27 protein-coding genes are annotated in these 25,385 nt (G+C 34.9%); 17 read left to right on the forward strand and 10 right to left on the reverse strand.

The features are described 5' to 3' along the window. Window positions 1–9: 9 nt before the first annotated feature. From ACXAG7_RS06675 to ACXAG7_RS06715, 9 genes are all read left to right on the forward strand, one after another. Window positions 10–1,191 (forward strand): hypothetical protein, encoded by a 1,182-nt coding sequence (locus ACXAG7_RS06675; protein ID WP_476666391.1) that lies wholly within the window; start codon window positions 10–12, stop codon window positions 1,189–1,191. 157 nt (window positions 1,192–1,348) lie between these two features. Continuing rightward, entirely contained in the window at window positions 1,349–2,044 is a 696-nt protein-coding gene (locus ACXAG7_RS06680) for a hypothetical protein (RefSeq protein WP_408043378.1), read from the forward strand. A 14-nt stretch (window positions 2,045–2,058) separates the two neighbouring features. Continuing rightward, entirely contained in the window at window positions 2,059–2,946 is an 888-nt protein-coding gene (locus ACXAG7_RS06685; RefSeq protein ID WP_476666392.1) for a hypothetical protein, read from the forward strand. Between the two features lie 1,215 nt (window positions 2,947–4,161). Then, window positions 4,162–4,347 (forward strand): hypothetical protein, encoded by a 186-nt coding sequence (locus tag ACXAG7_RS06690; RefSeq protein ID WP_408043376.1) that lies wholly within the window; start codon window positions 4,162–4,164, stop codon window positions 4,345–4,347. Further along, the gene (locus tag ACXAG7_RS06695) at window positions 4,331–4,726 is read left to right on the forward strand and encodes a type II toxin-antitoxin system RelE/ParE family toxin (protein WP_476666393.1); all 396 of its coding nucleotides are present in this window, start codon (window positions 4,331–4,333) and stop codon (window positions 4,724–4,726) included. The genes ACXAG7_RS06690 and ACXAG7_RS06695 overlap by 17 nt, the downstream gene beginning before the upstream one ends. 205 nt (window positions 4,727–4,931) lie before the next feature. Beyond that, a complete protein-coding gene (locus ACXAG7_RS06700; protein WP_476666394.1) occupies window positions 4,932–6,371 on the forward strand; it encodes a tetratricopeptide repeat protein in 1,440 nt (479 codons plus the stop codon). A gap of 15 nt (window positions 6,372–6,386) precedes the next feature. Next, window positions 6,387–7,025 (forward strand): hypothetical protein, encoded by a 639-nt coding sequence (locus ACXAG7_RS06705; RefSeq protein ID WP_476666395.1) that lies wholly within the window; start codon window positions 6,387–6,389, stop codon window positions 7,023–7,025. Window positions 7,026–7,802: 777 nt separating this feature from the next. Further along, window positions 7,803–8,417: a hypothetical protein gene (locus ACXAG7_RS06710; protein WP_476666396.1), complete on the forward strand. Its 615-nt coding sequence runs from the start codon at window positions 7,803–7,805 to the stop codon at window positions 8,415–8,417. A gap of 210 nt (window positions 8,418–8,627) precedes the next feature. Continuing rightward, the gene (locus ACXAG7_RS06715) at window positions 8,628–9,365 is read left to right on the forward strand and encodes a VOC family protein (protein WP_476666397.1); all 738 of its coding nucleotides are present in this window, start codon (window positions 8,628–8,630) and stop codon (window positions 9,363–9,365) included. A 2-nt stretch (window positions 9,366–9,367) separates the two neighbouring features. On the opposite strand, the gene ACXAG7_RS06720 is transcribed toward ACXAG7_RS06715, so the two are convergent. Beyond that, window positions 9,368–9,859 (reverse strand): DUF2867 domain-containing protein, encoded by a 492-nt coding sequence (locus tag ACXAG7_RS06720; RefSeq protein ID WP_476666398.1) that lies wholly within the window; start codon window positions 9,857–9,859, stop codon window positions 9,368–9,370. An 89-nt stretch (window positions 9,860–9,948) separates the two neighbouring features. Here ACXAG7_RS06720 and ACXAG7_RS06725 point away from each other — a divergent pair, with 89 nt between their 5' ends. The 8 genes from ACXAG7_RS06725 (at window position 9,949) to ACXAG7_RS06760 (ending at window position 16,750) form a co-directional block, all read left to right on the forward strand. Next, complete coding sequence (locus ACXAG7_RS06725; protein ID WP_476666399.1) at window positions 9,949–10,647, forward strand: hypothetical protein; 699 nt, start codon at window positions 9,949–9,951, stop codon at window positions 10,645–10,647. Window positions 10,648–10,653: 6 nt separating this feature from the next. Then, window positions 10,654–11,121 carry a hypothetical protein gene (locus ACXAG7_RS06730; protein ID WP_476666400.1) on the forward strand — a complete coding sequence of 156 codons (468 nt, stop codon included), beginning with the start codon at window positions 10,654–10,656 and terminating at the stop codon, window positions 11,119–11,121. A 47-nt stretch (window positions 11,122–11,168) separates the two neighbouring features. Further along, entirely contained in the window at window positions 11,169–11,597 is a 429-nt protein-coding gene (locus tag ACXAG7_RS06735) for a DUF1801 domain-containing protein (RefSeq protein ID WP_476666401.1), read from the forward strand. Window positions 11,598–11,909: 312 nt separating this feature from the next. After that, window positions 11,910–12,497, forward strand: coding sequence for a Crp/Fnr family transcriptional regulator (locus ACXAG7_RS06740; protein WP_476666402.1), 588 nt, complete (start codon window positions 11,910–11,912; stop codon window positions 12,495–12,497). Between the two features lie 98 nt (window positions 12,498–12,595). After that, entirely contained in the window at window positions 12,596–12,994 is a 399-nt protein-coding gene (locus ACXAG7_RS06745; RefSeq protein WP_408043365.1) for a DoxX family protein, read from the forward strand. A 6-nt stretch (window positions 12,995–13,000) separates the two neighbouring features. Beyond that, entirely contained in the window at window positions 13,001–13,195 is a 195-nt protein-coding gene (locus ACXAG7_RS06750; RefSeq protein WP_408043364.1) for a tautomerase family protein, read from the forward strand. Continuing rightward, window positions 13,192–13,554, forward strand: coding sequence for a nuclear transport factor 2 family protein (locus tag ACXAG7_RS06755; protein WP_476666403.1), 363 nt, complete (start codon window positions 13,192–13,194; stop codon window positions 13,552–13,554). Before ACXAG7_RS06750 ends, ACXAG7_RS06755 begins: the two co-directional genes overlap by 4 nt. Window positions 13,555–13,864: 310 nt before the next feature. Next, entirely contained in the window at window positions 13,865–16,750 is a 2,886-nt protein-coding gene (locus ACXAG7_RS06760) for a ligand-binding sensor domain-containing protein (protein WP_476666404.1), read from the forward strand. Window positions 16,751–16,819: 69 nt separating this feature from the next. Here the strand turns inward: ACXAG7_RS06760 and ACXAG7_RS06765 are convergent, their stop codons facing one another. The 9 genes from ACXAG7_RS06765 to ACXAG7_RS06805 all read right to left on the reverse strand — a co-directional run bounded on the left by ACXAG7_RS06765 (window position 16,820) and on the right by ACXAG7_RS06805 (window position 25,239). Further along, entirely contained in the window at window positions 16,820–17,584 is a 765-nt protein-coding gene (locus ACXAG7_RS06765; RefSeq protein ID WP_476666405.1) for an MBL fold metallo-hydrolase, read from the reverse strand. 59 nt (window positions 17,585–17,643) lie between these two features. After that, complete coding sequence (locus ACXAG7_RS06770) at window positions 17,644–18,240, reverse strand: Crp/Fnr family transcriptional regulator (protein WP_476666406.1); 597 nt, start codon at window positions 18,238–18,240, stop codon at window positions 17,644–17,646. A 415-nt stretch (window positions 18,241–18,655) separates the two neighbouring features. Continuing rightward, window positions 18,656–19,114: a hypothetical protein gene (locus tag ACXAG7_RS06775; protein ID WP_476666407.1), complete on the reverse strand. Its 459-nt coding sequence runs from the start codon at window positions 19,112–19,114 to the stop codon at window positions 18,656–18,658. A gap of 27 nt (window positions 19,115–19,141) precedes the next feature. Continuing rightward, the gene (locus ACXAG7_RS06780) at window positions 19,142–19,741 is read right to left on the reverse strand and encodes a WG repeat-containing protein (protein ID WP_476666408.1); all 600 of its coding nucleotides are present in this window, start codon (window positions 19,739–19,741) and stop codon (window positions 19,142–19,144) included. Between the two features lie 156 nt (window positions 19,742–19,897). Continuing rightward, window positions 19,898–20,959 carry a DNA polymerase beta superfamily protein gene (locus tag ACXAG7_RS06785; RefSeq protein WP_476666409.1) on the reverse strand — a complete coding sequence of 354 codons (1,062 nt, stop codon included), beginning with the start codon at window positions 20,957–20,959 and terminating at the stop codon, window positions 19,898–19,900. A 3-nt stretch (window positions 20,960–20,962) separates the two neighbouring features. Then, complete coding sequence (locus ACXAG7_RS06790) at window positions 20,963–21,721, reverse strand: nucleotidyltransferase domain-containing protein (protein ID WP_476666410.1); 759 nt, start codon at window positions 21,719–21,721, stop codon at window positions 20,963–20,965. Window positions 21,722–22,317: 596 nt separating this feature from the next. Beyond that, window positions 22,318–23,559 (reverse strand): dioxygenase family protein, encoded by a 1,242-nt coding sequence (locus ACXAG7_RS06795; protein WP_476666411.1) that lies wholly within the window; start codon window positions 23,557–23,559, stop codon window positions 22,318–22,320. A gap of 72 nt (window positions 23,560–23,631) precedes the next feature. Further along, a complete protein-coding gene (locus ACXAG7_RS06800) occupies window positions 23,632–24,471 on the reverse strand; it encodes a LytR/AlgR family response regulator transcription factor (protein WP_476666412.1) in 840 nt (279 codons plus the stop codon). A 54-nt stretch (window positions 24,472–24,525) separates the two neighbouring features. Then, on the reverse strand, window positions 24,526–25,239 hold the full coding sequence (locus ACXAG7_RS06805; protein WP_476666413.1) for a DUF6090 family protein: 714 nt from the start codon (window positions 25,237–25,239) through the stop codon (window positions 24,526–24,528). Window positions 25,240–25,385: the final 146 nt, after the last annotated feature.

A 25,385-nucleotide genomic window follows, 5' to 3' on the forward strand; every position in this document is an offset into this window, starting at 1 on the left:
TACCTACCCATGAAAAAAGAATATAAAATACCGAAAGGGCTGGCAATATTCACCTATATCGCTTGTGTATTGATGAGTGCATTGAGCATTGCTCTCCTCGTCATACCATTTATCGATGAAGACATGAACATCAATATTGCTTACCTAACTAGCCCCCTTGCTTTAGGCCTACTCACCGTAATGATCATCGCCCTTATCGATACTAAAAACTCGAGGATTATCCTCACAGAAACCAGCCTAAGTATAAAAAGTGTTCTAGCAAATCGCACCTTACACAGTCAAGAAATTGCGGGCTATAAAAAAGATCAAAATTACCTTGTTGTATACCCCAAAACAAGACTGATTAAAAAGATTAAAATTAGCTTATTCTATGGTAATATTCACGAAATAGAAAACTGGATCACAACAAAAGTACCAGATTTAGAACATCAGCAACAGCGAATAGAATTAAAAAATGTTTTAAAAGACTCCCGTTTAGGAACAACTAAAAACGAGCGTAAGAAACGCTTAAAACAGGCAAAATTTGCTAGTAGGGCCTTTAATATCCTTGGCACTTTAAGTTTTTTCGGAGTCGTTTTTTTACCACTTCCAGTTTCTATTCGCCTATGTATTTTCACCTGCTTACCCCTTTTCGGTATAGGACTTATGCTGTATTATCGAGGACTGATAAGAGTTATGGATGAGGAAAAAAGTAGTTTACCGAATATAAATCTAGGAATGACCATGGCCATCTTTGGACCATTATTAGTAGTGATGTTTAGCGTTTCTATATATGATTTTTCCAATATGTGGTTACCTGTAATTGCTCTGGGTGTACTTTGTACCCTATTGGTTGCAAGAGCAACTAAAGAATTGCAATTTACATCGTGGAAAAGAGGGTTTAGCTCGCTTTTTATCAGCCTCTTTTTTATGGCTTATAGCTATACGTTTCTTTGTGTTTTAAATTGCATATTCGATACGAGCCGCCCAAAATCCTACCAGGCAAAAGTTATGGATAAATGGAAAAGCAGCGGTAAGACCACGAGTTATAATATCAAAACTAGTAATTGGGGGCCAGAAGGTTTCGATCGAAGCATCGATATTTCAAAAAAGTATTACGAACAGGTTTCAGTGAACGATAGTATAATACTCACGTTGAAACAAGGATTTCTTCATATTCCGTGGTTTTACGTGGAAAACGATAATCGCTAGTTCATTAAATACAACTCCCCCCAATAACCAACCGTCATATGTATGAAAATTTTATACCTTCCATAAAAAATTGTTTATATCCTAAATTCACATAAGCGTCATCCAATCAATTGTAGAGTTTGTTGATAGCTAGGTGAGTTTCACAAAAATTAAGACTATGAAAACCTATACCGTTCATTTGGTAAAAACGTCAAAGTTCACTGCTTTTAAATCACTTTGGTCCCCTCCGAATCCAATTGATATCAGAGGAATGCTGAATATTGAATGTATGAGAGGAATGACCTTAGGAGCTCCTTTATTTTCCTTTCAACGAATATTGCTTCAACAACTCGTCGTATTTATAGCTTGGGAAAACAGCGAAGCAATCGATGATTTTTTGGAAAATCACTCTTTTGGGAAACTATTATCTGAAGGGTGGTACGTTAGGCTTGCGCTGGTTCGTCAATGGGGATCTTGCTATCCTTATCAAAATCTGGATACCGAACAACAGTCATACAGTTCTCAAGATCCTATTGTTGCTCTTACTCTAGCCCGAATGAGCCTATTTCAATTACCGCGATTTTTGCATTGGGGAAGGCCCGCAGAAAAACTTGTTCGAGACGACCAGACTGCTCCCCTAGCTATTGCAGCAATTAGATTACCAAAAACCATCGCGACCTTTTCAGTTTGGAAATCACTCGATGATATGTTGAATATGGTGCATGGAAAGAACGCTGTTGACGCCCCTAAAAGACATGCCGATGCCATGAAAGAACGTCGCCGTAAGAATTTTTATGACGAGTTTACCACATTGCGGTTTGTCCCAATATCAGAGCATGGAACGTGGAATGGAAAACATTTTTTCTCTATTTAATCTTATAGCGATTCATGATTTTTACTTTTGCGAAACCCTTTCAAAATATCTTAGATTGGTGTACTCAACAATGGGTTGTTTGGAGTGGAACCAAGTTTGTACCTGAGCAAACCCCTTGGCTGAAAACCCCCATGGGGAAACCCAAAGTAACCGGAAGAGATTATATTCAGGCTCTCTGCGACAAAGAGGGACTTTACATAAGTCCTACCTCCAAGCATCAAGGGCTAATTACTGACTTTTCCAATTTGCAATTAGACGAGGAACAACTGACAAAACTCCCAAAAATCATTCGTGATTTTTATGAGAAAACCGCCTCTTTTGAACTTGATTTGAGCGTTCATTGGTCTCCCTTGTTTATTCCTTTTAATTTTTTAGTGAAGACCTTGTTTAGCAATAGAGTCCAACAACTCAACATCCCCTATTCCTACTCCAAAAGCACAGATGTCTTGAACAACGAAATCATACATTTGCATAACAAGGAAACAAATAGCCTTGAACGAGTATTCTGGTTTCGAACTCTTGGCCCAAAGAAAACCATTGTATATGCTGGTATTTACAGTAGTTGCAGACTTAAATCTGGTCGGACTAGTATTCAGGCAGTATTCCCTCTACCCAATGGAAATGCTACGGTTTTGTTAAGTCCAAAAGTTACCGATCAAGGTAAGTTCATTCTTACTGCAAAAGGCAACAAGTTCGGAGATCCTGGATTCTATTTTACATTACAAGATGCCCAACGTAACTATTGGGCAAAATACATTCCAAGTTTCAAGGATGAATTGATTATGGAAGCTCTCCATGATGAGATCATAGCACATCAGAAATTTTCTCTCTGGGGATATGAAGTCCTTACCTTGAGGTATAACATATATCAGAGTATCGGTAAAAATCCCCCTTCAAAGTAGTTCTTGAAATTTTCACCGATCCCCAACAAAAAAGGTGATTGGTACATTTATATTAAAATGAAAATAACTTGTATTACAAATACTCCCCGTCTTTTCATCGAATGCAACCGTTAAAATAATTATGTATGGCAACGGTAAACATCTTTAGTACCTTTATTATGCGCTACAGATATGCTATTAAAGAAGGTCACTATGAGGAGGAACGATTTATTTGAGGAAGGACCATTTATTTGAGAAGGTGTTATTTAAGAGGGGGACAATTGAGGAGGGGGACATTGAGGAAACGCAATTTGAGAAGAGGCAATTTTGAGGAATGACAGTGTGAAGAGCGACAATTTAAGACGAGAACTTTGAGGAGACAACATTTGAGAAGAGACAATTTGAGGAAAGGACTTTGAGGAAAGACAATTTTGAGGAAGAGACGATTTGAGGAGAGGACTTCGAGGAAAGACGATTTGAGGAGAGACGATTTGAGGAGGAAACTTTGAAGAAAGACGATTTGAGGAGAGACAATTTTGAAGAAGGAACTTTTGAGGAAACGACATTTGAGGAAAGACGATTTGAGGAGGTGAACGTGTTAAATAAGTGAATTTTGAATAGCAACATACTGATTGTGTGCATATTTTTAGAAGAAGTTCATATTTAGTTGACAAACATTAAGTAGACTTCTTTTGGATATTGGCATATTCTAGGCAGAAGTACATGTTGGTTTGACAAACTTCAAGTAGATATTTATTGAATGTTAGCATATTTAGGAAAAGGCATTTTCAGAGAAAATTAATTCAAAATATGGAGAGTATTTTAAAGGGCACTAATTGGAAGTGAATCTTTGAAAAGTATAATTTGAATTACTCAAAAATAGAAGAGCTTTTAGAGGAAGCTACAAACTTCCATCATGTCAGCTCCATTAATAAATGGAGAATAAATTTTAATGAAAGGCATTCTAAACAGTATAAGAATGACTTTAACAAAATAACGGTACAGCAAGTAATTTCACTTGAATACCTATAACAATTTCACATACCATAGTGACTAAGGGATTTCTAAAACACCCTAAACCGATTGGTGAAACGGTAAAAGAACCAGTGAAATTGACGTTGAATAAAAAATATCTTGAAAAAACACATTCATAACATTACTTGACTATTACTACCTTCCTAGTTAAAATTGAGTGAAGCAACAAATACAATTCTATTAATTTAAAAAATTACAATTATGAAATTTAAAAGAAAACTATCAAACACCCCTAAAGCAAACTTAACAGCCAAAAATTCATCAACAGAAACTACTATTGATAAATCATACATCGATATGATAACCCCTCTTGTACATAGAGCAAAAGAGGATGATGGGTTCAGAGAAATTGAAGAAATTCTAGAAAAGTATGGCCTTTCTAATTAAAATTTCCCCTGTAGCAGAAAAAGATTTGGTGTTGGCCTTTTATTATTTTGAATCTCTAATCAAGGAAAGAGCATTTTTAGATGAATTAGCGACTTTGTTGAAATACTTAAGAAAGAATCCATATTTATTTCAAGTATACTACAAAGAAGTTCGAATCGTACATTTTACGAAATTCAATTTTTCAATCCACTACCTCGTTTCCAATGAAACAGTGTACATTTTAAGAATACTGACACAAAACAAGAACCATAATCCGAACTCATGGAACCTACAGAAAATCATGATTATGTTTTTCTTAACCCCGTCAATAACGGTGCAACCAATAAAAAGAATTGCAGTTAATTCAATACTACATTCCTCAATAACTGGATCAACATAAGTTCAACGGACTGTATGTGAAGTTTATGATATTCTATGTGTAATCCTTAATTCACTTTCTTTTTCTTTCTTCGGATGAGTTCCTATAATTACCAACCTATAGGGACTCATCTCTCTTTGATTTTGACTGACCAATAACTCATACAACGGGAAAGTAAAACATTTTTTTATATTGCAGCTTCTACAAAACCATATATTTATCTTATATGAGCTTGAATGTATCGCTTAAAAAACTCTATGAAGACGAGAATTACTCAACCGTCATTGAACAAATTATTGATCTTCCGAAAAATTTACAATCTTATCAAGTTGTCCTTGTCCTAGCAAAATCTTATATCCACCTCAAAGACTATCAGAATGGATTAAGCAGCCTAAACACCATAGCAAAAAAAGGGACAGATGATGGTGATTGGAATTTTTATCGTGGTTATCTGGAATTTTTACAATCGAATTATGATGATGCCCTTCACTATTTTAAAAAAGGTAGTCGTCTTGGTAGTAAAAGCGCAAAAGGTTTTGCCGAAATCTTAGGTGATTATTTTGATCGTCAAAAAAACCCACCTCCAAAGGAACAGCCTCCAAAAAAAAGAGAGCTACTGACCATCAAAAGAAAAGATAAGCTCAAAGAAGTTCTTATCCAACTACATAAATACCTTCCAGAAATAGAACCAAATATTCCCGTTGACAAGATTGAAAGCTTTATTGATACACTCCTTGTTCAACTTAACCAATCTAAAATATCATGGCCACTTGGAGTTGAACTCATTAATGACACCCTACATCTAAAAAAACACGATGATACGCAACTTTCAATGCAATGTTGTAAGCGTATCCTCAAATGGATATCAAACAATTATAACACTGCCCCCTACACTAATATGGACAAGCAATGGAGCTCCCAAAAAGAAACATATACAAAAGTGCTTTCGTGGACTGATCAATTGGTGAACCTAATACACTCACTATCAAAACAAACCGATACTACCCCGCTATTAACATATATCCAACAACAGAGCATAAACGAATATGAGAAAAATCGAATAACATCACTTATATCATATCTAAACAATCCGGATTCAAAACGTTTCTCCTGTGATCTATCGCTTTCAGAAAAAACCAAACTACTAGCACGGGTCAATGACTATTTCGCTACACAATACCAAACAAATAGTAGTCCCTATGAACTTGTGGGATTGATAGAAACTATTCAAGAACACAACCTTTGCTATACCATGCATTGGTGTCAAAAGTCAGATATATATCTGTCACCTGTCAAACGCGGTGGTTGGGTAGGTGCTGGCCCTATGATGATTTCAAAGACTACAGAACACATGGAACAAATGGGCTCCTCCCCTGGCGTCGACTGGATACACCTTTTTGAATTAAAAATTCAAAATCAAGAGGAGTACTTTTCCTTAGAAATTCCTTTCACAGAAAACTACAAAGCCCACTTGTTGAAAATTCTTGAACTGACTGAGGAACAAATGAACGAACTGATCAATGGTGACAATATACTATGCCTCAGTGAAACTAAAAGCTGGTGTGATTCATCCCCTAGTTTTTCTTCAAAAATGAAAGAGTTAAAAAAACAACACATTCCTCATGAACTAAAAATCGCTATAAGATTAATTGACAATGAACTATAAACTAAAAATACGCTTATGAAATCTTTACTTTTGAATGCTAAACATTGGCAACTATTTGTACTACTATTTATCGCTCCAGCACTCTTAATGTTAGGAGCTATGGCCATTTTAATTCCAACTATCACCCAGCATACGATTACCAACGTTAACTCTATTTTTGAATATTTTTCCTATTTACCTTTATTGATGTTACCCTTTATTCTAATTCAAATTGCTTGGCATTGGTATTCTCTACATCTAGCAACTGAAGTCTTGAGTCCCGAATTCAAGCCTTCATTCAAGCGATCCAAAATGGCTTTAAGTTACCTTATTATTTATGTTTGTCTCTACATGCTTCTATTCTCATTTCTTACAAGACATATCCAAATAAATCCCATAACAGCTGAAAACATCGCTACTACATTAGGAATCTTTTTCCTAATGATCCCTTTACATTTACTCGCTGTATTTTGTCAATGTTACATTTTCTATACCCTAGCAAAATCTATAAAAACTATTGAGTTAAATCGTAAAGTAACCTTTTCTGACTATCTTGGAGAGTTTCTTTTACTCTGGTTTTTTCCCGTGGGCATCTGGATCCTACAACCAAAAATTAATGCAATTCTAAAAAACAGAAGGACATCAATTGATGCCACTCGTAATTCCCTCCAATAATCCTGTTTTAAATCATTCAAATTTATGAATTCAAAATGTACAACCATGATCAAAACAAGGGTAACCACATCAATACCAGTAACTTTTAAACATTAATAATCAAAAAATTAAATGTTTTTTAATATATTGTTGAAAATAAATTATCAAACATTATGCTTAAAAAATTTGCAATTACCAAAGAAGAACAAAAAAAAATTACTGGAGGAACTGCTAGTTCACAACCTTATGAATGTGAACCAAACGGACAAGTATATTGCCCCAATACTGGGCGATATGTAAGGTGTAATTATCCAGGACCATCATATTGTTAAAAAAATTGTTCTTTGAAGTCAGTCTGCACAGCTTGTAGGCTGACTTTTAAGTATTCGTGCTGCGTTTATCATACCTCTCTTATTAAACAGCTCGTATTCATCCGAGAATACCTTTTTTTAATTACGACTTCAATAAATACCCTACAATACTACATTGCCTACTCTTCATACTTCTTGCATACTATTTTTCACCTTTTCTCGAGCTAATTAAACCTCTAAACTCTTTATTTTCCAATTGTCTTTTCCGAAAGTCAACAAATAAAACCTTCTGAATTCAGAGCTTGACATTTTTTTCATATTCCATACTAATCCTAAAAAAAATGAGTTATTAAAATAAAGACTTATGCTATTCTTCATCACTGAAGAAGCAATTGGAAGAATAGCTCCTAACTATATTACACATGTATACTTCAGTTGTTATCGGTAACGATAATTGCTGAAGTTTTTTTATTTTAAAAGCTTACTTATGAAATATCAAAACAGTTTTTTATTTCTTTTACTCTTAATTCCGTTGTTTTTCTATTGCACTGATTCTCAGATAGATACTCAGCCTACTGCCACCCAGCGTCAGTTTGGAATTTTTAGAGTACAACAAAACAATACCACAGTCATCATGGATGGGACTATTAACAGCTCCTCTTTACAGAATTTCAACGCTTTGGTCAGGGCCTTTCCAAAAATTAAACACATTGATCTAAAAAATTGTGATGGCTCTTCTGACGACATTATAAACCTACAACTGGCTAAGCTCATCTATGACAAAAAACTCTCTATTCATCTGGTATCAAACGGAACCATTGCTTCGGGAGGTGTAGATTTCTTCTTAGCTGGAGCCAAAAGAACAAAAGGGAGTCAAACACGTATTGGTGTACACTCATGGGCAAACGGACATGCAACGGCGACGGACTATGCCGTAGGTCATAGCAATCACCTTCCATATATCAATTATTACGTATACATTGGGTTTACACAAAAAAAAGCCGAAGAATTTTATTATTTCACCATCAACGCGGCACCGGCTATGTCGATGCATTGGATGACCGAGCATGAGATTCAAAAATACGGTATTTTGAAAAACTAAAAAGAACTATTAGCTCATTAAAACATAGGTTATTCATCAGATTTCATGCTGGAAAGTCACTGCATAATCATGACTTGTTATTTACAAGACAACATAACATCAAAAACTTTAAGTAACGTACAAAAAACAATTACAATTTGATGTTAATACGAAACACTTGCTCGTAATTAGATTATTGGTTTGCTACATTTAGCAAATAAACACCTAAAAATGATGAAACTCGATCACGTGCTTATTCGTGTGCCCAACTTAAACCAAGCCATCATGGATTTTAAAACTATGGGATTTAACACCTACCCAGGAAACTCAAAAAAGCATTGTCATCATGCAATGATCTATTTTTCAGATGAGACTTTTATAGAACTTGCAGATCCAACGAAATTTCCATACTTGTATCGATGGCTCGCTAAGCTAGGTATTTTAAGTAAACTCGGCCCTTTGTTCAAGCGTTTTGGAAAATACGCGACGACCAACAACCTTTTTATTGACTACGCTTTGTTGGCAGATCCTTTTGAAGAATTTTATGAGAGCGTAACAAATAAGTCCAAGATTTTAACGATGCGTAGGAAAAACCACCTTGGCCAAAAACTAACTTGGAAATTATTTGCTTTTAAAGAATTAGAACTTCCCTTTGTTATGTCGGAGTATTTACCAGAGCGATTACCAGAACCCTTTGCAGATGAACATCCTAATGGAGTGCAAGGAATTGATATATTGGAAATTTCTGCAACAAAAGACTTCCTACAAACCTTTTCTAAACGATTTGACATTCCTCTAACTTCCGATAACAGTTTTTCATTAAAAAACACCCAAATCAATTCGGTAAAACAAAACCGAAACAGTTTAAACAGTGTTATTCTCAAAATTGATCCCAAAAACACAACTATCGACAAAGAACTATTAAAAAAATACGGATTACAAATAGCTACTACGACTTACGACCATTAGTGCTAGGAGGATACAACGTAGGCCTGTCCAACCATGCGTCGAACCACAAGGTGATGAAAAGGTTTTATCAATGTCATATACGCCCTACCAAACCAATTGTTATAGGCCACTAAGGTAGTTACTTTAATATTGTACTTCTCTGCAGTATTATCCCAAATCCGTACCCTAAAATTTAGGTGTTTATCATCCAAGCCTAACACAATCTCATCAGTATTCAAGCAAAATACCTTGAATAACCCCACATATCCACCCTCCTTCAATTTTGGTGCATCTCCTTCGGGAACAACTGCCTTCAAACCAGCTAATCGAACCATAAAATTCCGTACTTTAAGCAAGGATCTAATCCACAGTGGTGCGGAGGAAAATATCAAATTTGCAACTTCTTCTAAAGAATTTTCCCTATTGGTTGTAGCATAGGTATCCGCATATTCTAAATTTTCTAATAGGTCTTTCATTTCATCAAAAGATGTAACAGGTTCTCTGACAGTTTTCATAAAAAATTGATTTTAGGTCAAATATACTAATTATAGGTCATGATTACTAATTCATATATATTTTTTTTGTACCTTTCAAAAAAAAATCCATGTTTGAAAAGCTAAAACTATCCGCGTTATTCTTGATTGTTCTTGTCTCATGCACCAAAGCTCCTGCTGAAAAAACGGCCCAAAAAGAGCCAAACACAATTAGTAACACTGCAATCGCACAAAAACAATCTAAAAAAGAGATTGTACCCTATAAAAAACGTTTAGAAGCTTTTGCAGACACCCTCAACTCCATGAATTGGGTTTCAGACCACAAAAGATTAAAACGTCTTAACTTATACCCGGCCTTAGTTCAAGGAGAAGTTGCTTACAGTAGTAAAGAAATCCCTTTTTATAAAGTCAATTATAAGCAAAGTGACATCGGACAAGGTCGATTTTTTGAGTTGCTTAAAAAGGAGGAACGAACGATAGATTTAAAAATGTTTCGTGAAGTTCGAAGTATCTGGGCCTATTTTTACAAAGAAAAGGACGCTGAATATTCTATGCCTGACGGTGTTATTGAACAATGGGAATTCGCCACATCAACGCAAGCCCAAAAAGCTCTCCAACAATTATACCCAGCCAGTAAAATAGTTTACTTCAGCACCAACCCCTATCTTTGTCAGATAGATAACTATTTGTATATTTTTCACACAAGTACAATGGCTTATAGTGATCCTCAAAAAAAGGTCTTTACCAAGTTCATCAGCACCTATAAGGGAGCAACCCAATACAAAGATTTGGCAAACAAAATAAAGTAGTTGCTAATGAAAGCTATTGGTATTCGATGGGGATACACCTCTTTAAAATTTCTTTTACTAATTATTATAGCATACGGTTTTGCTCTTGAACCTTTAGTGGGATTTTCTTCCAGTTATAACTGTGAACCTGAAACACCTGTTCATTTCGGGGCTCCATTCGTAAGCAAAAAATTTTCACTTGGTAGTTCTATGACTTTTCATTACAGTATTCTTGGACTCCTTATGAATACTCTTTTTTGGTTACTCATATTTTTAATCCTTAGGCATATATCTAAACTTTTATTAAAAAGAGAGCACTTCCGCCAGCTTAAGCGCATGGCCATGGGCTCAGGATTTTTACTTGCCTCTTTCGCAATTTACGGACAATGTATAACTTGTGAGCCTTCCTTCGGGCCAGAAGCTAACTACTGGTGGTGGAAAACACCTTGCGAACAAGTTAACACTACCCTCTTAATTCTGGGCACCCCATTATAGGAAATAAATTCCTTTCTAAGTATCTTACAACAGTAAACGCAGTTCTCATGAACCAATTAAAAATAATTACCGATCCACGAGTAATCATTACTTTTGAACGCTATCCGACTTTTGTACAACCGCAACTGCAGTCGTTACGTGAACTCATTGTACAAACAGCCATCGAATTAGAGGATGTAGTTGAATTACAAGAAACACTAAAATGGGGAGAGCCGAGTTTTATAACGCCCATAGGGAGCACTCTTCGTATGGATTGGAAGGAGAAATTTCCCGACCAATACCAACTCTATTTCCAATGTACGAGCAAACTTATTCCTACTTTTAAATCGGTATTTGGTAACCGTCTGCACTACGAAGGAACACGTGCCATTATTTTTAAATTAGATGAACCCTTTCCTGAGGAAGTTGCCAAATACTGTATCCGAACTACCCTTCGGTATCACAAAGTAAAACAACTGCCCTTACTAGGAATGTAACCTAATTTACGTGAAATACCTCATAATGTTATTACCTTGCTACCCTTAACCTACTATACTTCACCGTAAAAACTAATGAAGGACTGTAACACTGCCTACTAAAATCCACCTATGTTTATATTTAAACTCCGATTTGCATACAAGACACCACATGCTTATTGAACCGAGAAACCACGACTTCCTCTTGTTTTTAGCCCTTAACGGCCAAAAACTTCAAGCTACCAAGCAATAACAAGAAGTCACGCCTTATGCAATAACACCTACATATCAAAGATTTACAATCAATTACCAACTAAAAAAGCACCATACCTAATGCCTGTAAATAAGTCATCTCATCCGCTACGAGCACATCTCGAAGAAATCATTCCCTTAACTGATACTGAATTCGACTATATCGCTAGCTTCTTTACCCATACTAAGAAAAGGAAACATCAATACTTATTACAAGAAGACGAAATTGCTTCACGTGAATACTGGGTAATCAAGGGCTGTGTAAAAAGTTGCTTTTACGACCTCAACGGGAAAGAGCATATCTTGTCATTTGCCATGGAAAATTGGTGGATTACCGACTATGAATCATTTATAAAGCAGACACCATCCAAACTATACATCGATTGTGTCGAAGATGTTGAATTGTATTATATAACTCGAGAGGATAGAGAACAACTCACTAGAACATCTCATAAAATGGAACGCTTTTGGGCAAAAAAAAGCAAGTTTGGGAGAATTGCATTACAAAATAGAATTCTGTCTTTACTTAAAGACAGCACCGAAGAACGATACTATCAGCTTCTGCAACAATATCCTTCACTTTTTCAGCGCGTATCCAAAAAATTAATAGCGGCCTATCTCGGAGTTTCAAGAGAAACCTTGAGTAGACTTCAACAAAAACATAAATAATTCATACGTGATTTAACTCACATATTTTTAGTGCGATTGGTCAAGGCAGTTTGATTGGAGATTGAGGAATTTTGTTTCTGAATCTAAACCAATTATTTATGAAAGAAACTATCAGAATATCTTCAGGGATATTACTAATTCGCACCATATTCAGTGCACTACTGCTATTTCATGGCTTTGCAAATTTTACCAGTGATTACAACTTTATCAAATCGGCACTCGCTTCCATTTCACTTCCTGGTAGTTTGGCTTACCTCGTATTTATATCGGAAATCATAGCTCCAATTGCTGTTCTTTCTGGTATCAAAGCTCGTTTTGCAGCAATGATTATTGTAATAAACCTAATTCTAGCCATCCTTATTTCTCACAGTCAGGAACTCACTGAGCTAAATGCTTTTGGAGGATGGGCTGTAGAGTTACAGGTACTCTATTTAACTGGCTTCCTAAGTATTGCAATACTGGGACCAGGCAAGTTTAAGCTTAATTTAAAATTCTAAATCGATATGCCATTTGTAACTATCAAAATTACCGACACAAACGTCACTAAGCAACAGAAATCCGTTCTTGTAAAAGGGGTGACAGATTTACTGACCGAAACACTGAAAAAAGATCCCAAAACCACTCACATCGTCATCGAAGAAATACCTCTTGATAATTGGGGATACAACGCTAGCTTAACCTCTGAACTACCTTTATGAAAAATTCTATCAAAGAAATTCAAGAAGTTCTCAACAATTACTTCTTAGCATTACACGAAGGAAATACTAAAAGTCTCCAATCGGTATTTATTTCAAATCCTTTCATTATGGGAGATAAAAAGGGAACCCTATACTATAAGTCATTTAAAGACTACCTAGAAGATGTGCGAAAAAGAACTAGTCCCAAAGCCCAACAACAACAATTTTCGATGCAAACGCACACTATTTCCGTCACAAAAAACATTGCGACCGCAACTGTACAGGTACCACTCTATGAATACAATTATTACGATGTACTTCATCTAGTGCACTTTGGGGGTTCTTGGAAAATAGCATCGAAAGTTTTTACTCATGTGTAATCAGAACACTAAAAAACCAGCCCGTAGTAAGGCTGGTTTCTTTCGTTTAAATCTCCCTTATGATTCTAAATACCATTTGTATAAACTCGCATTTACAATTCACAAATCAAAGTTAGTTAAGCTCGTTTATCTCGACAAATAAACACTGTATACATTACATATACAACCCATACACAATACCTAGAATAACAACACATTAACCTAAAAAAATAGTAACCGTAAATTTCATTTTCTAGGCTGCAAAAAAAGTAGTAACTTACACAAAGGTAGTATCTTTGCATCCGTTTGATTTACTAATTTATGATGCTTTATGTCATATAATTTCCATATAAATATCAAGAATTCCCATTCTTTTTTTGGCTGCTTTCTACTCATATTGCTATGCACTAATGTTTGGGCACAGAAATCGATTACTCCTGAATGGCTCACCATTGAGAATGGCCTGTCGCAAGGATTCATTTCCGCAATGCACCAAGATGCTAATGGCTTTTTGTGGTTTGGAACTAAAGCTGGCCTCAACCGATACGATGGAAGGCATTTTAAGCATTTTCGAGATTCTAATATTGATATTACCAACCTTCAAAACGAACAAATACGAAGTATTACCGGAAGTACCGATTTTTTATTGATTGGAACGGAAGGCGACCTATATCTTTACCTGCCAAAATACGACTCATTTTACCCTTTTAAGTTAAAGTTTGGAATTGGAGATATCTTTAAAGTAGACGACACCACCTTTTGGGTGGCTGACACCGCTTTAGGGCTTCATAAACTTAGCTTAACACAAAAAGGCAATTTAATAGGTGAGAATGCTATTAGCAGTTTTTCTATTGAGAAACTTATAGGAGCTTCTGTTAATCCTTATTTCAAACTTAGGTCTTTTAAAAATACTATGGTGCTCTTCCGACAAGTAGGTGATCATAAAGAATTGCAATTGTTCAATGTATCTAATGAGCAATTTCAAGCGCTACCACCATTGTTCGAATATCCCATTCCGTCAGAAATGAAAATAGGCTATGCGGTTCTTGAAAATTGTATTATTGCTTATACAGATTCCGCTATTTACCTGTGGAAAGCATCTCGATGGCAAAAAATTCCAATTCCCTATAAAATCAACAATGCCCTTGGACTCCCTAAAGCTAAAAAGCTCTTGCTTAGCACCAATGATCGTTACCTATTGTTCGATATTACTTCGGTGCAAACTGGCCAATTTCAACCTCAACAAGCAGAGCATTCCATCCTTACCCCAAAAACAGGATTTTACAATGTACTGGAAGATAACTCAGGAAATATTTGGATTGGAACGACAGGTTATGGCATCATGAAACTAAACCAGCGAAAAATGGCTATTCAGCATCATTTTGAAGGTGTTTCTATCTATGCTAAGCCTTTTGTTTCGCAATCAGGGACCGTTTTTATTTACAATCCAATGAACGAATCCAAACTCATTGTTCCTGGAAATAATAAAAGAGAAGTTCAAAAAATCAAATCCTTTGCTAAAAATCATCGGGAACTCCTCTTTCTTCAAAACACAACAAATAACGAATTATGGTCAGCGACCATCACGCCTACCCTAATTGAATTATACAGAGAATCTGCTACTGGGTTTACCCCGTTTTTAAAGATTCCGATAGATTTTCAGTACCACATACGATTGTTCGCTTTTACACCTGACCACCAAGAACTCGTTCTTGCCCTTGGGACAAAGATCATTGTGATAAATATGCTCCAAAAAAAATGGATTCAATACGACCACGGTTTGGCCTACGACTGGCTTTGTTTAACTCTAAGTTCTCCATCGACAATTTGGCTGGGCGCTGACCAAGGTCTGCTAGCCATTCAAAGAAACCAGCAAACATTCACCCATAAAGTATATACTCGAAAAAATACGGTACTCACCAACAATAAAATTAGTGCCATTCATCGCGATACGAACTCACCTACTCAGCTCTGGATTGGTACTAAGGGAGGAGGATTGTACAATTTTGATACAGAAAAAGAGAGTTTTACCAAAATAAACACTACCCCTGAATTTCCAGATGCTACGATTTACGGCATCCTTGAGGATACAGAAAATTTCTTGTGGCTCAGTAGTAACAACGGACTTATTAGGTATGACAAGGTAACACAACAGTATAAACATTTTACCAAAAACGACGGATTACAAGGCAATGAATTCAATACTTTTGCCTATGCACAAAATAAAAAAGGGCAACTATATTTTGGTGGAACGAACGGGCTGAATAGTTTTCATCCAAAAGACGTAAAAGACAATACTACGCTCCCCAAAGCTATGATAACTGATATAGCCATCAACAATATCAAATTACACGACAGTATCGCTCCTGAATACCTGCAAAACTTGCAGCTCGAATACCGTGAAAACAGTCTGAGTTTTTCCTTTGCTGCCACTGAATATACTGCTCCTTTCAAAAATACTTTTAGTTACTATTTAGAAGGTTCTGAACAGCCTTGGGTCCATACCACCACCGACAATCGAGCCAATTATCTGAATATTGCTCCTGGCGTCTATCATTTAAAATTAAAAACAGCAAATAGCGATGGATTGTGGAATGAACATTTCACGAGTTTAGCTATCAACATTCGACCTCCGTGGTATCAAACCTACTGGGCATACGGCCTATATCTACTGCTCATGGGCACCAGTGTGATTAGCATTGTTAAAATCCGAGAACAACGGATTAACAATAAACGAGAAAAAGAAAAAATCCAACTAGAAAACCAACTTCTAGAATCCAAAATAGCCAACAAGCAAAAGGATCTTGTTGATCTCGCCAATTCTATCACGGAAAACATAAAATGGCGAGACTATTTGATTCAAAATTTAAAGAAAATACAAGGTGCCAAAGGGCAAACCAAAAATAAATATTACAACGAACTCATCAATGAAATAAAAACAAAAACTTCTATAGAAAACAACCGAGTTGCCTACCAACAAAAGATAGATGTACTAAATAATGAGTTTTATGACAATCTATTAGAAAAATATCCGAAACTTTCTAAAAATGAATTAAAGTTGTGTTCGTTGATTAAACTGGATTTTACCTCGAAAGAAATTGCCATGATTCAAGGAATCGAAGTTCGGTCGGTATACATTAGCAGAAGTAGGCTTCGAAAAAAAATGAAACTGTCGCCCGAAGTTGATTTGGTGGCCTTACTAAAAAAAATAAGTTAGTACTCCAACAGAGTCGTCGTACTAACTTTCAACTTCTTACTATAAATAAGTACTGTATTCGGTTTCCTATCAAAACTCTCTCATCGCTCCATCTTCTGGAATCCAAACCTTGTGTGCCATTCCTTTACTGGTAATCATTGCACTTAAATCAGTTCTTTTAGTAGGGCAGTGATTCACGGCCTCCATATGATTTGCGATCACCATGCCAGGAGCAACCCTTATAAAACGGAGTACATCATCAGTCGTCATTAAAAGTGGCTTAAAAATATCAAATTGTGCGGAACCTGCGGCTACTACGCTAATATCAGGACGGTAGGAAGTAAGAACTTTATCTACATCCTCGGTATAAATGGTATCCGAACTCAAATATACTGTTGGCTGGCCTGGAAAACGAAGAAAGAACCCCATTACATTTCCTGCAGGTTTGGCTACAAAGCCATATCCATGACGAGCAGGAATACCTTCAACAGTCCCCGATAACAATGATGTCTTTTCCCAGTAACGGACTGTAGTAAACACCTGCAATCCTCTTTTTTTCAGTTCTTTTTCATCCTTAACACTACAAATCACAGGAATCTGCTTATCACGTATAAAGGTTTCTCCTTGAGCATCTAAATGATCTGGATGCAAATGTGTAATAAGACAATGTGTAACTCTGTTTAAAGTATCATTACAAATCTCAGGGAGCGCTACTATAGGATTTCGTTTTGCCCGAAAACGAAAAAAAGAGAAGGGCGGCAAACTGCCCTTAGCCCCCAACATAGGATCAATTAATAATACGATATCTTCAAATTCCACTACCATGGTTGCGTTTCTAAAATGTTGTATTTTCATGTGTTTAACTATTAAAACACAAAATTCAAAACTCTGCGCAACACCTGCATTGATTCAAATCAAGAAATCCGTTTTCGTATTCTGCTCAATGTTTCTGGTGTAATATTTAAATACGAAGCTATGTGATACTGTGGTATGGTTTCTAACCAATGAGTTTTATACATCATTAGTTCTTTGTACAGATCTTCAGGTGATTTTGTAACGCGATTGTACTCCAAGAGCTCTTTCTGCTTCAGGAGTTTTTGAAATGACAGCTCAATAAATGAATTACCACACTGGTATTCTGCGAGCAATTTTCGGAAATCTGCTTTACCGACCACTAAATATTGGATATCAGAAAGGGCTTCCTGTTGTTTAATTGTAGGTGTATCTAAAGTAAAAGAAGTCAGATCTGAAATGAACTGGGGCCGGGTATAGAAATTAATATTGGTTTCTTTTTCGGAGGTACTGTAGTATTCACGAACCTGCCCTTGGTACAAAAAGCGAAGATGTTGTTCTTCCTTCCCTACCGTTAGCAAAGATGTCCCTTTTTTTACAGTTTTGGATTCAAAAAGTGCGAATAACGCTTCTAACCCATGCTTATTCAAAGGATATTCAGTTTCAAAAAAGGTGGCCAGCGTTTGGATGGGAGTATTCATTCCATAAAAGTAGTGCATTCTATTTTATTTCTCTTCTCTGTTCATGAAATTAAAACGATATTCCACTATAAAAATATGGATATAATTTAACGAAATTGTTCTTTTTCAGTTTTTAGAGGTTTTAAAAACTTACTATTTTAATTCATTCATTTTAATTATTTTTACATCTATGAAAAAGATTTTTTTAGCTCCTACGCTTTTATTTTTTAACCACACTTTATTTATAAAATCATGGAATGGTTACTAGAGTTGGTTATAGATTTTCTTTCAACCACTAAAAATGGTTGGAAGATTTTTTTACTGTTGTTCATCATTATTATCATTTGTTCTGTTATATTTTAATAACAATTATCTAATATAGAGAATGAAAAAACACCTTAAACAAGGTGCTTTGTAGTAAATACTATGTAACGGTTTACATACCTTTTTGTGCTTAGTACGTATTCTTTGTCTTAGTATTAAGTTCAACGGTCGTTTCAAAATTAAAATATTCATTTTGAGCTACTCCTTCGTATTCAAAGTCAATCATCAGTTCAGCGTATACTCGATATTCATTCCCTGACGTTTTAGCCCAATGCATACTAAGGATGTCACAAGGATTGTGCACATCTCCAATATAAACTGAGACTTCAGTTTCATCTTCCGGTGCATTTTTCAAATGAAGATTATGCAAGTCGTCAGGATTTTTCAATTTCAAATTGAGCCATTCTATAACTATTGTTGTCTCTACAGGTTGTTCTTCATATTCCAATCCTGAATTGAAAGGTGTTAACGGAATATATACTCTATGAAAAAGAGTCCGTTTTAAACCAATATGCTCATTTTCGAACCAATACTTTTCTGCAGTTCCCTTCTCTGCTTTAGTTATTGATTGAAGATTAATCTTATTCATTTTATAGTAAATTGCAGTGTGTTTTGTTTATTTTAATTTCCTTCCTTTTTTATCGATTATAAACCATTCATCACTTTCAACTTTTCGATGCTTATCTAAATCCAAATACTCTTTTGCATCATAAGTCACTTCGGTTTTTCCATTTTCAAACCATTTCGCAAAATCATATTCACAAGGAATAACTATTTGCCCATATTTGTTTGCATAACCCATTTTACCATTTCGAAGAACTCTAGTTAATCCCTCATTGAAAGGTTCTGGTCCATTATCAACCATTACAATATCAAACAAAATATTCTGATTTCTATCAATAGCAACCTGTCTTCCATAAGTACTATCATTAGGATGCTCAATAACATTTGCATAGAATTCTAAGGTATCGGTTCCGTAGTAAGCATATTTTCCAAATGGAATTACGGTATCATTATTATCATTTACAAATGCAACTCTCACTCCGTATTGCAGATTTTCTTCATTTGTTACCGCTTTCAATTTTTCAGTCGAAATGGTATCAGCTATTTGCCTGTCAAAATATTGATAGTTAGTTATCTCTTTATCGATATATTTTTTGCACGAAAAGATTACTATAACAGCAAAAATCAATAGTGTTATTTGTCTTATTTTCATTATTTAAAAGTACCACAACAGTAGGTATGTAATTCCTTAAGGAAATGTGGGCTACAGTCGTAGGCTCCATTACTGAATTTGGAGCGAGAGCCAATACTCTCCTATCCCACTTGAGCCCTCATAAATTATATACATCTTAAGTTAGCATTTCATCGTTTATTCGCTTTCTTTATAAAACTTATCTCTCAATCTATAGGTTAATTCATTTATTAACTCCAAATCGGGTTTATGAGGCAAAGAAGAACTTTCAAATGCTGATTCCATCTCAGTTCGCTTCAGGTCAGCCATATTTAAGAGTTCCGCATACTCAAATTTTCCCGCTTTAATATCGAGTAGAAAATCACGATTTGGTCTTACTACATTAACCCTTTGCTCATTTCCGATTTCAATAGCCATTTCTAAAAGTCGGAATACATGCATCATGTTTTTTGAATCATAATTCTTTCCATGACTTTTCGTGTTTTTATATCGGTCATCGTTTCTCTTATCTACCCAATCCCAATATTCTCGATATTCTTTACAGTAGGTTGAATATCCATTTCTATTGAAATACATTAGAGCTTCTTGTTCTGTTCCTTTTGGAATTGAACTTAAACAAATATCATTTGAATCTTTTCCTCTTAATACTCCACTAAATCCAAGTTGGTCTGAATAGTACAATCCATAAACATCTTTCATATGTGGAATATTCACTAATCCGCAATGTTCTTGTTGCCAACCTTTAATCTCAAGATATTTTAAAAGGGGAATCGCTCCTTTGTCATAGTTTACAAAACAGAATGACAGTACACTTTTTCTCTCTTTTGCAACTGGATTTACTATTTTCTTTTTTAGACCTTTTGCTTTTTTAACCTGTGATAAAGCAAACTTTCCAAAGGTGTTGTTACACAACTTAGATAAAATCAGTTCCGAATTTATTTCGTTTAAAAATGGGTGCTTGTAAATTATGGAAGATTCGGGTGTATTGAGTAATTCAAGAATATTTGGATTGTTCAATGATAGTAATTCCATAAACCGTCCAAATTCATAAAAAACGATATCGTTTGTTTCATTGCTTACTTGAGGAGTGTAGGTTAATCCGTAATATTCTTCTTTCGGTAAAATAAAAACTCCCTTAATGTCTGTGTCTGAGCTAGGCGTATCCAACCCATAAGCTCTACTTCCACTAATACATTCCAGTATTATTAATCCTCTCTCTCTTAAATCTTCTATCGTCATTGCTTAGCCTAATGTGTTGCGGAAAAACTCATTTAATTCACTTATTTGCCCCTTTGAAGCAGGTAAGATTTTTGATTCGTTAGTTGCTCTTTCCAAACAGCTCTCCATAAACTTAATTAAATCTTGCTCTCCATGATGTAAGTACGATTCACCAATTGTTGACTTTAATTCAATAAGTTCATTAATCCTATTTATTACAGTATCGGGTAAGTCTAATCCGTTAATCATTTTTCCAAATTCAATCGGTGGAATTCCCTCTTTTTCAAGGATCCATAAGCAAGCCACTGATGCGCGAAGAGCGTAAAAGAACCTTTTCAGTTTGTAGTCCTTTGAGCTTGTAACATCGTTCAATGCCTTTTTGGCCATGCTCAAATAATGATGAATTGTAGCAATTCTTGAATAGGTCTTTTGGGCAATTGAATTAATTCCAGCTAGAAATTCTTTGTCTACGTGATAAATAATCGGAGATTGAATTCTTTCGAGCAAAGACGGGTTTGACTTCCAAATCAATCGCAAACTTTTTCTTAAATCCCAACCACTAATATCGATATCATTGTTCTCATAAAAGCGTTCAATTGTATCTTTTTCTTCAGTCAGACTTAAATACCAGTCCTTATCGTGTTTGTAAATTATCCGTACATCAAAGTCACTATCAGGTGATGGAAATCCCCATGCTCTCGAACCCGTCTCACAGGCAAGTAAAATCTTTATTCCTTTTTCTTTCTCTAAATCAGCTAAATATTTTTTAATCTTTTCTTCCATTAATCGCGTTTAAATAATTACTGCTATTTCTTACTATGAATACACAGCTTATGTATAAACAAATAAATACGCCCTACTACCAATTTAGATAAAAATCGACGTACTACCATAGCATTTTCTTTCCAGCTAAAATAGAATAAATAGTAGTTACAACAATAAGTTCAATGAACTTTTACCAGATTATAATTCTGGAAATTCTGCAGTTTTACCGTTTATAAATTCCCTTTTGATCATAACACAGCACTTCTAACATCCCTTAACCATTTTTTTAAGCAGCACAATATTATGCCACGACCAATTCTCAGACGCAAAACCGCAATCACCCCGATATACCTATTTAATTTTCATAACTTTAAAAAAACCTTACTCATTATTTCTATAGATTGACTTCAATTCGTTTACTTGCTCTTGAACATAATAAACACCTTAAACAAGGTGCTTTGTAAAACGATAGTATTTTTCGATATGGTGTTGTACATCCGCTGTAACGAGTACTGATTTTACCATTCTTAGTATATAATACATAATACAAGAAACAGATCGAATGAGTAGTCAAAAAACTATTTGCTATCAATCTTTTTATGTACTCCCCTTCTTTAATGGTATTTCGGTTCAGGAAGGTTAAAATATTTACTTTTCGTATAGTCTAAGGTTTTAGAAATGCGTTTGTAATTTTCTTCAATTGGTTCTAGGTCGACAAATTTATCAACCATTGTTCTATGCCTGTAAATGATAAATGTATTTTTTACTTCTTGATTGATCCTGTTTAATCTTATTTCACTCTCTATGTCATGAAATGATGGAACAAATGTCAATGCAGTATGTTCTAATTGTAGTTCATTCCCGAGTTCTTCCAGCACTTTTTTTCTATTCCTTTTGCTATAATCAACGCTATTGCCATATACAAAATAGACTTTCAAATGATGACTTCTACGTACACTTTCCGATTCTAAGAAAAACAACCATTTTTTAATTTTATCCCAATTAGGCTTATTGCCTACAAAATACAATATTCCGTGAAATCTACCGTATTTACATACCGGGCAAGTTGTAGTTCCTTTGTCTGGTCCAAATGCATGGTATGGAGAAAAAGAAGGGATTTCTTCACCGATTTCAAGTCCTGATTTCAGTTTATTCGGATTATCCTTTGGGTAATTAGGAATACTAAGTCCTAAGACAATATTGTGTTCTGCGATTTGCATAGCTCCATCTATTAAAACCCTCAAAATTCCACTTCCGCCTCGATTTTTAAATTGTTCTCTTTTTTTCCTTGTTAACAATCTGTCATCCGAAAAAACAAAGCTATCGATGTAATATTCGTCATCAATATTCGGTTCTTTGATCGCTATATGAATATGAGCAGGTGCATCTCGATTGGGATAAGGACTTGGACGAATTGTATAAATTGAATAGTTTCCGTTTTCATCAGTTTTTACCCAACCCCTAATATGTCCATGTCTTTTTGCTCTTTCATCCATTCCTGCCTTTGGAGAATAATACCCGTTGTTGTCGGTTTGCCAATAATAGATAATTACGTTTGGTGCAGGAATTTTACCCCCGAGTTTATAAACTGTACCCGTTTTGAGGAGTTTCTGACCTTTTTCAGTCCAACCCGCACTTGTGTCTCTTGCGGTAATGTTTTTCGGCATCCCCACATACATTAATTCGCAACCATCACAGCCACCTCCAACAAGTTTTTTCTTTTTAGCAAATACTTTTGTCTGTGAAATAGTATTGGTTTGTCCTTTGCAGCTTGTGAAATTCCCTACCAGAGTAACCAAAAAGATGAGATAGCATAGTTTCTTTAAAAATTGAAATTGCATTTTTTGAAAATCCATAATTAATTGTTTTGAATCAAAACTAATGTTGGATATACTCAAAAAGAAATTACATGTTTCAAGACGTGGAGTTTATGTGCTAACCTGATGAGTGTTTTTAAACATACTCTTAAAATTGGCAGCATAAGTTCTGCTCAATCTTAATTCAATACCATTTTTTAACAAGATATCGTAATCACCATTAAGTCGGGATTTTAACGAAACCACTTTGTCCATATTCACGATGGTAGATCTATGTACTCTAACAAACATGCTGTTATCCAACTGGGTTGAAATTGATTTCAGTGTTTCTGTATGAAGATATTTCTTATCCTCAAGTTGGATTGAAATATAAGGTGTTTCCGCAGTAATTCTATAAATGTCGTTAACTTCTAAAATTGTTCTTTTTTTTCCATTGGCAATGACTATTTTTTGGGTACCTATCTTATTGTTTAACGTTACTTTTTCAGGAATTTTATTTGACAGGTACTTGTGAATAAAAACAAAAGCAGCGTAAACTATTACAAGTTTGTAAAAATCGTTTGCCAGTGTGTAGCTTACTATCTTGTAAATGCTATAGCTACCATTAAAGAAAATAATTGAACACAATGAAAACACCAACGTAAGAACTATCAAGTGTATTGCAATGGATAGTACTATTAAAGATACCTTTTTACTAAAGGAGTCAATTTTTTGATTACTCAAGATTTTTTTTATGAGCGCTAACTGTGGAATAAAAAGAAACCAAACTGTTTTAAATAAAATAGATTCACTAAGATAAAATGAATAACCATTTCTTTGGGACTCTAAAAAGTCTTGAAATACCGCTAAGGAAACAATTGAAAGAACGATTACTATTAGTTGTGGAAGATTCTTATAAGTACCACCTGAAAATCGATATATAGTTTTTTTATGTAGTGTTGTTTGTGTCATAATTCTATTTTTCAGGGTTCCACCGAGTTTATGATACCTATTTGTCAGTATTGACTACTTTAGTAGTTCCTTTTCGATGTTCAATTCAAGTTTTTCCATTTCCTTTAAAATCAACCGATACCTGCCAAGTTTAAATTTCCGATTATTTCGAATCCGCCATAAGAAGCTCAGAATTTCTTGTTTTTCAGCTACAGACAATGTGCTAATTCCATGTATTCCTTTTAAATCATCGTTAGCATCAAATTCCATAAACGGATAAATCAATTGATTAATTCTAGCAAAATAATTTGAGTAGGAGTTCATTTCTGGTACTTCAAACTCCAAACTTTCAATTATCGTGTAATAGTAATCATAGAGTGAGATAATTTGTATGCGCAGCGAATCATTTTCAATTGTTTTTAGGTTGTTTGCTTTTAATGATTCATAGGCCGACCGGTTTACAATCGGAATATAATCTCTAAAAAGTGCTGTGTAATAAAAAGCTACTGAATCTTGGTTAATTTCTTTTCCCTTTAGCAAGTCTCTAAACATAGCATCTGCTTTTAAACTCAACGTATTTCCCTGAATATTTTGTTTAAAATCGTGTTCATCAATTTTTAAACTGTTTTTTATCTCAGAGAGGATTTTGAGTTCAGAGTGTGTGCTTATCCTATTTTCATTCCAGCTATTTAAGCTAAAAGCCGAAATTACAGCAATAAAGATTGACAAAAACTCAAGTCCAAATTTTTGCCAATTTTTAGAGTTTACTATTCTAAATTTCTTTTTCAAAATATAATTATCAATTAATTGTAAAACCAACATCAGTTGTATCCGTTGGTACTAATATATCACCCATAAGACGAATACAACCAACTTTTCTTGAATGTCCACCTCAATTTTTCACTGAAATACACTCGGAGTACCAATGCTTTTTA

The sequence above is a fragment of the Tenacibaculum sp. AWR4_210 genome (assembly GCF_056160945.1).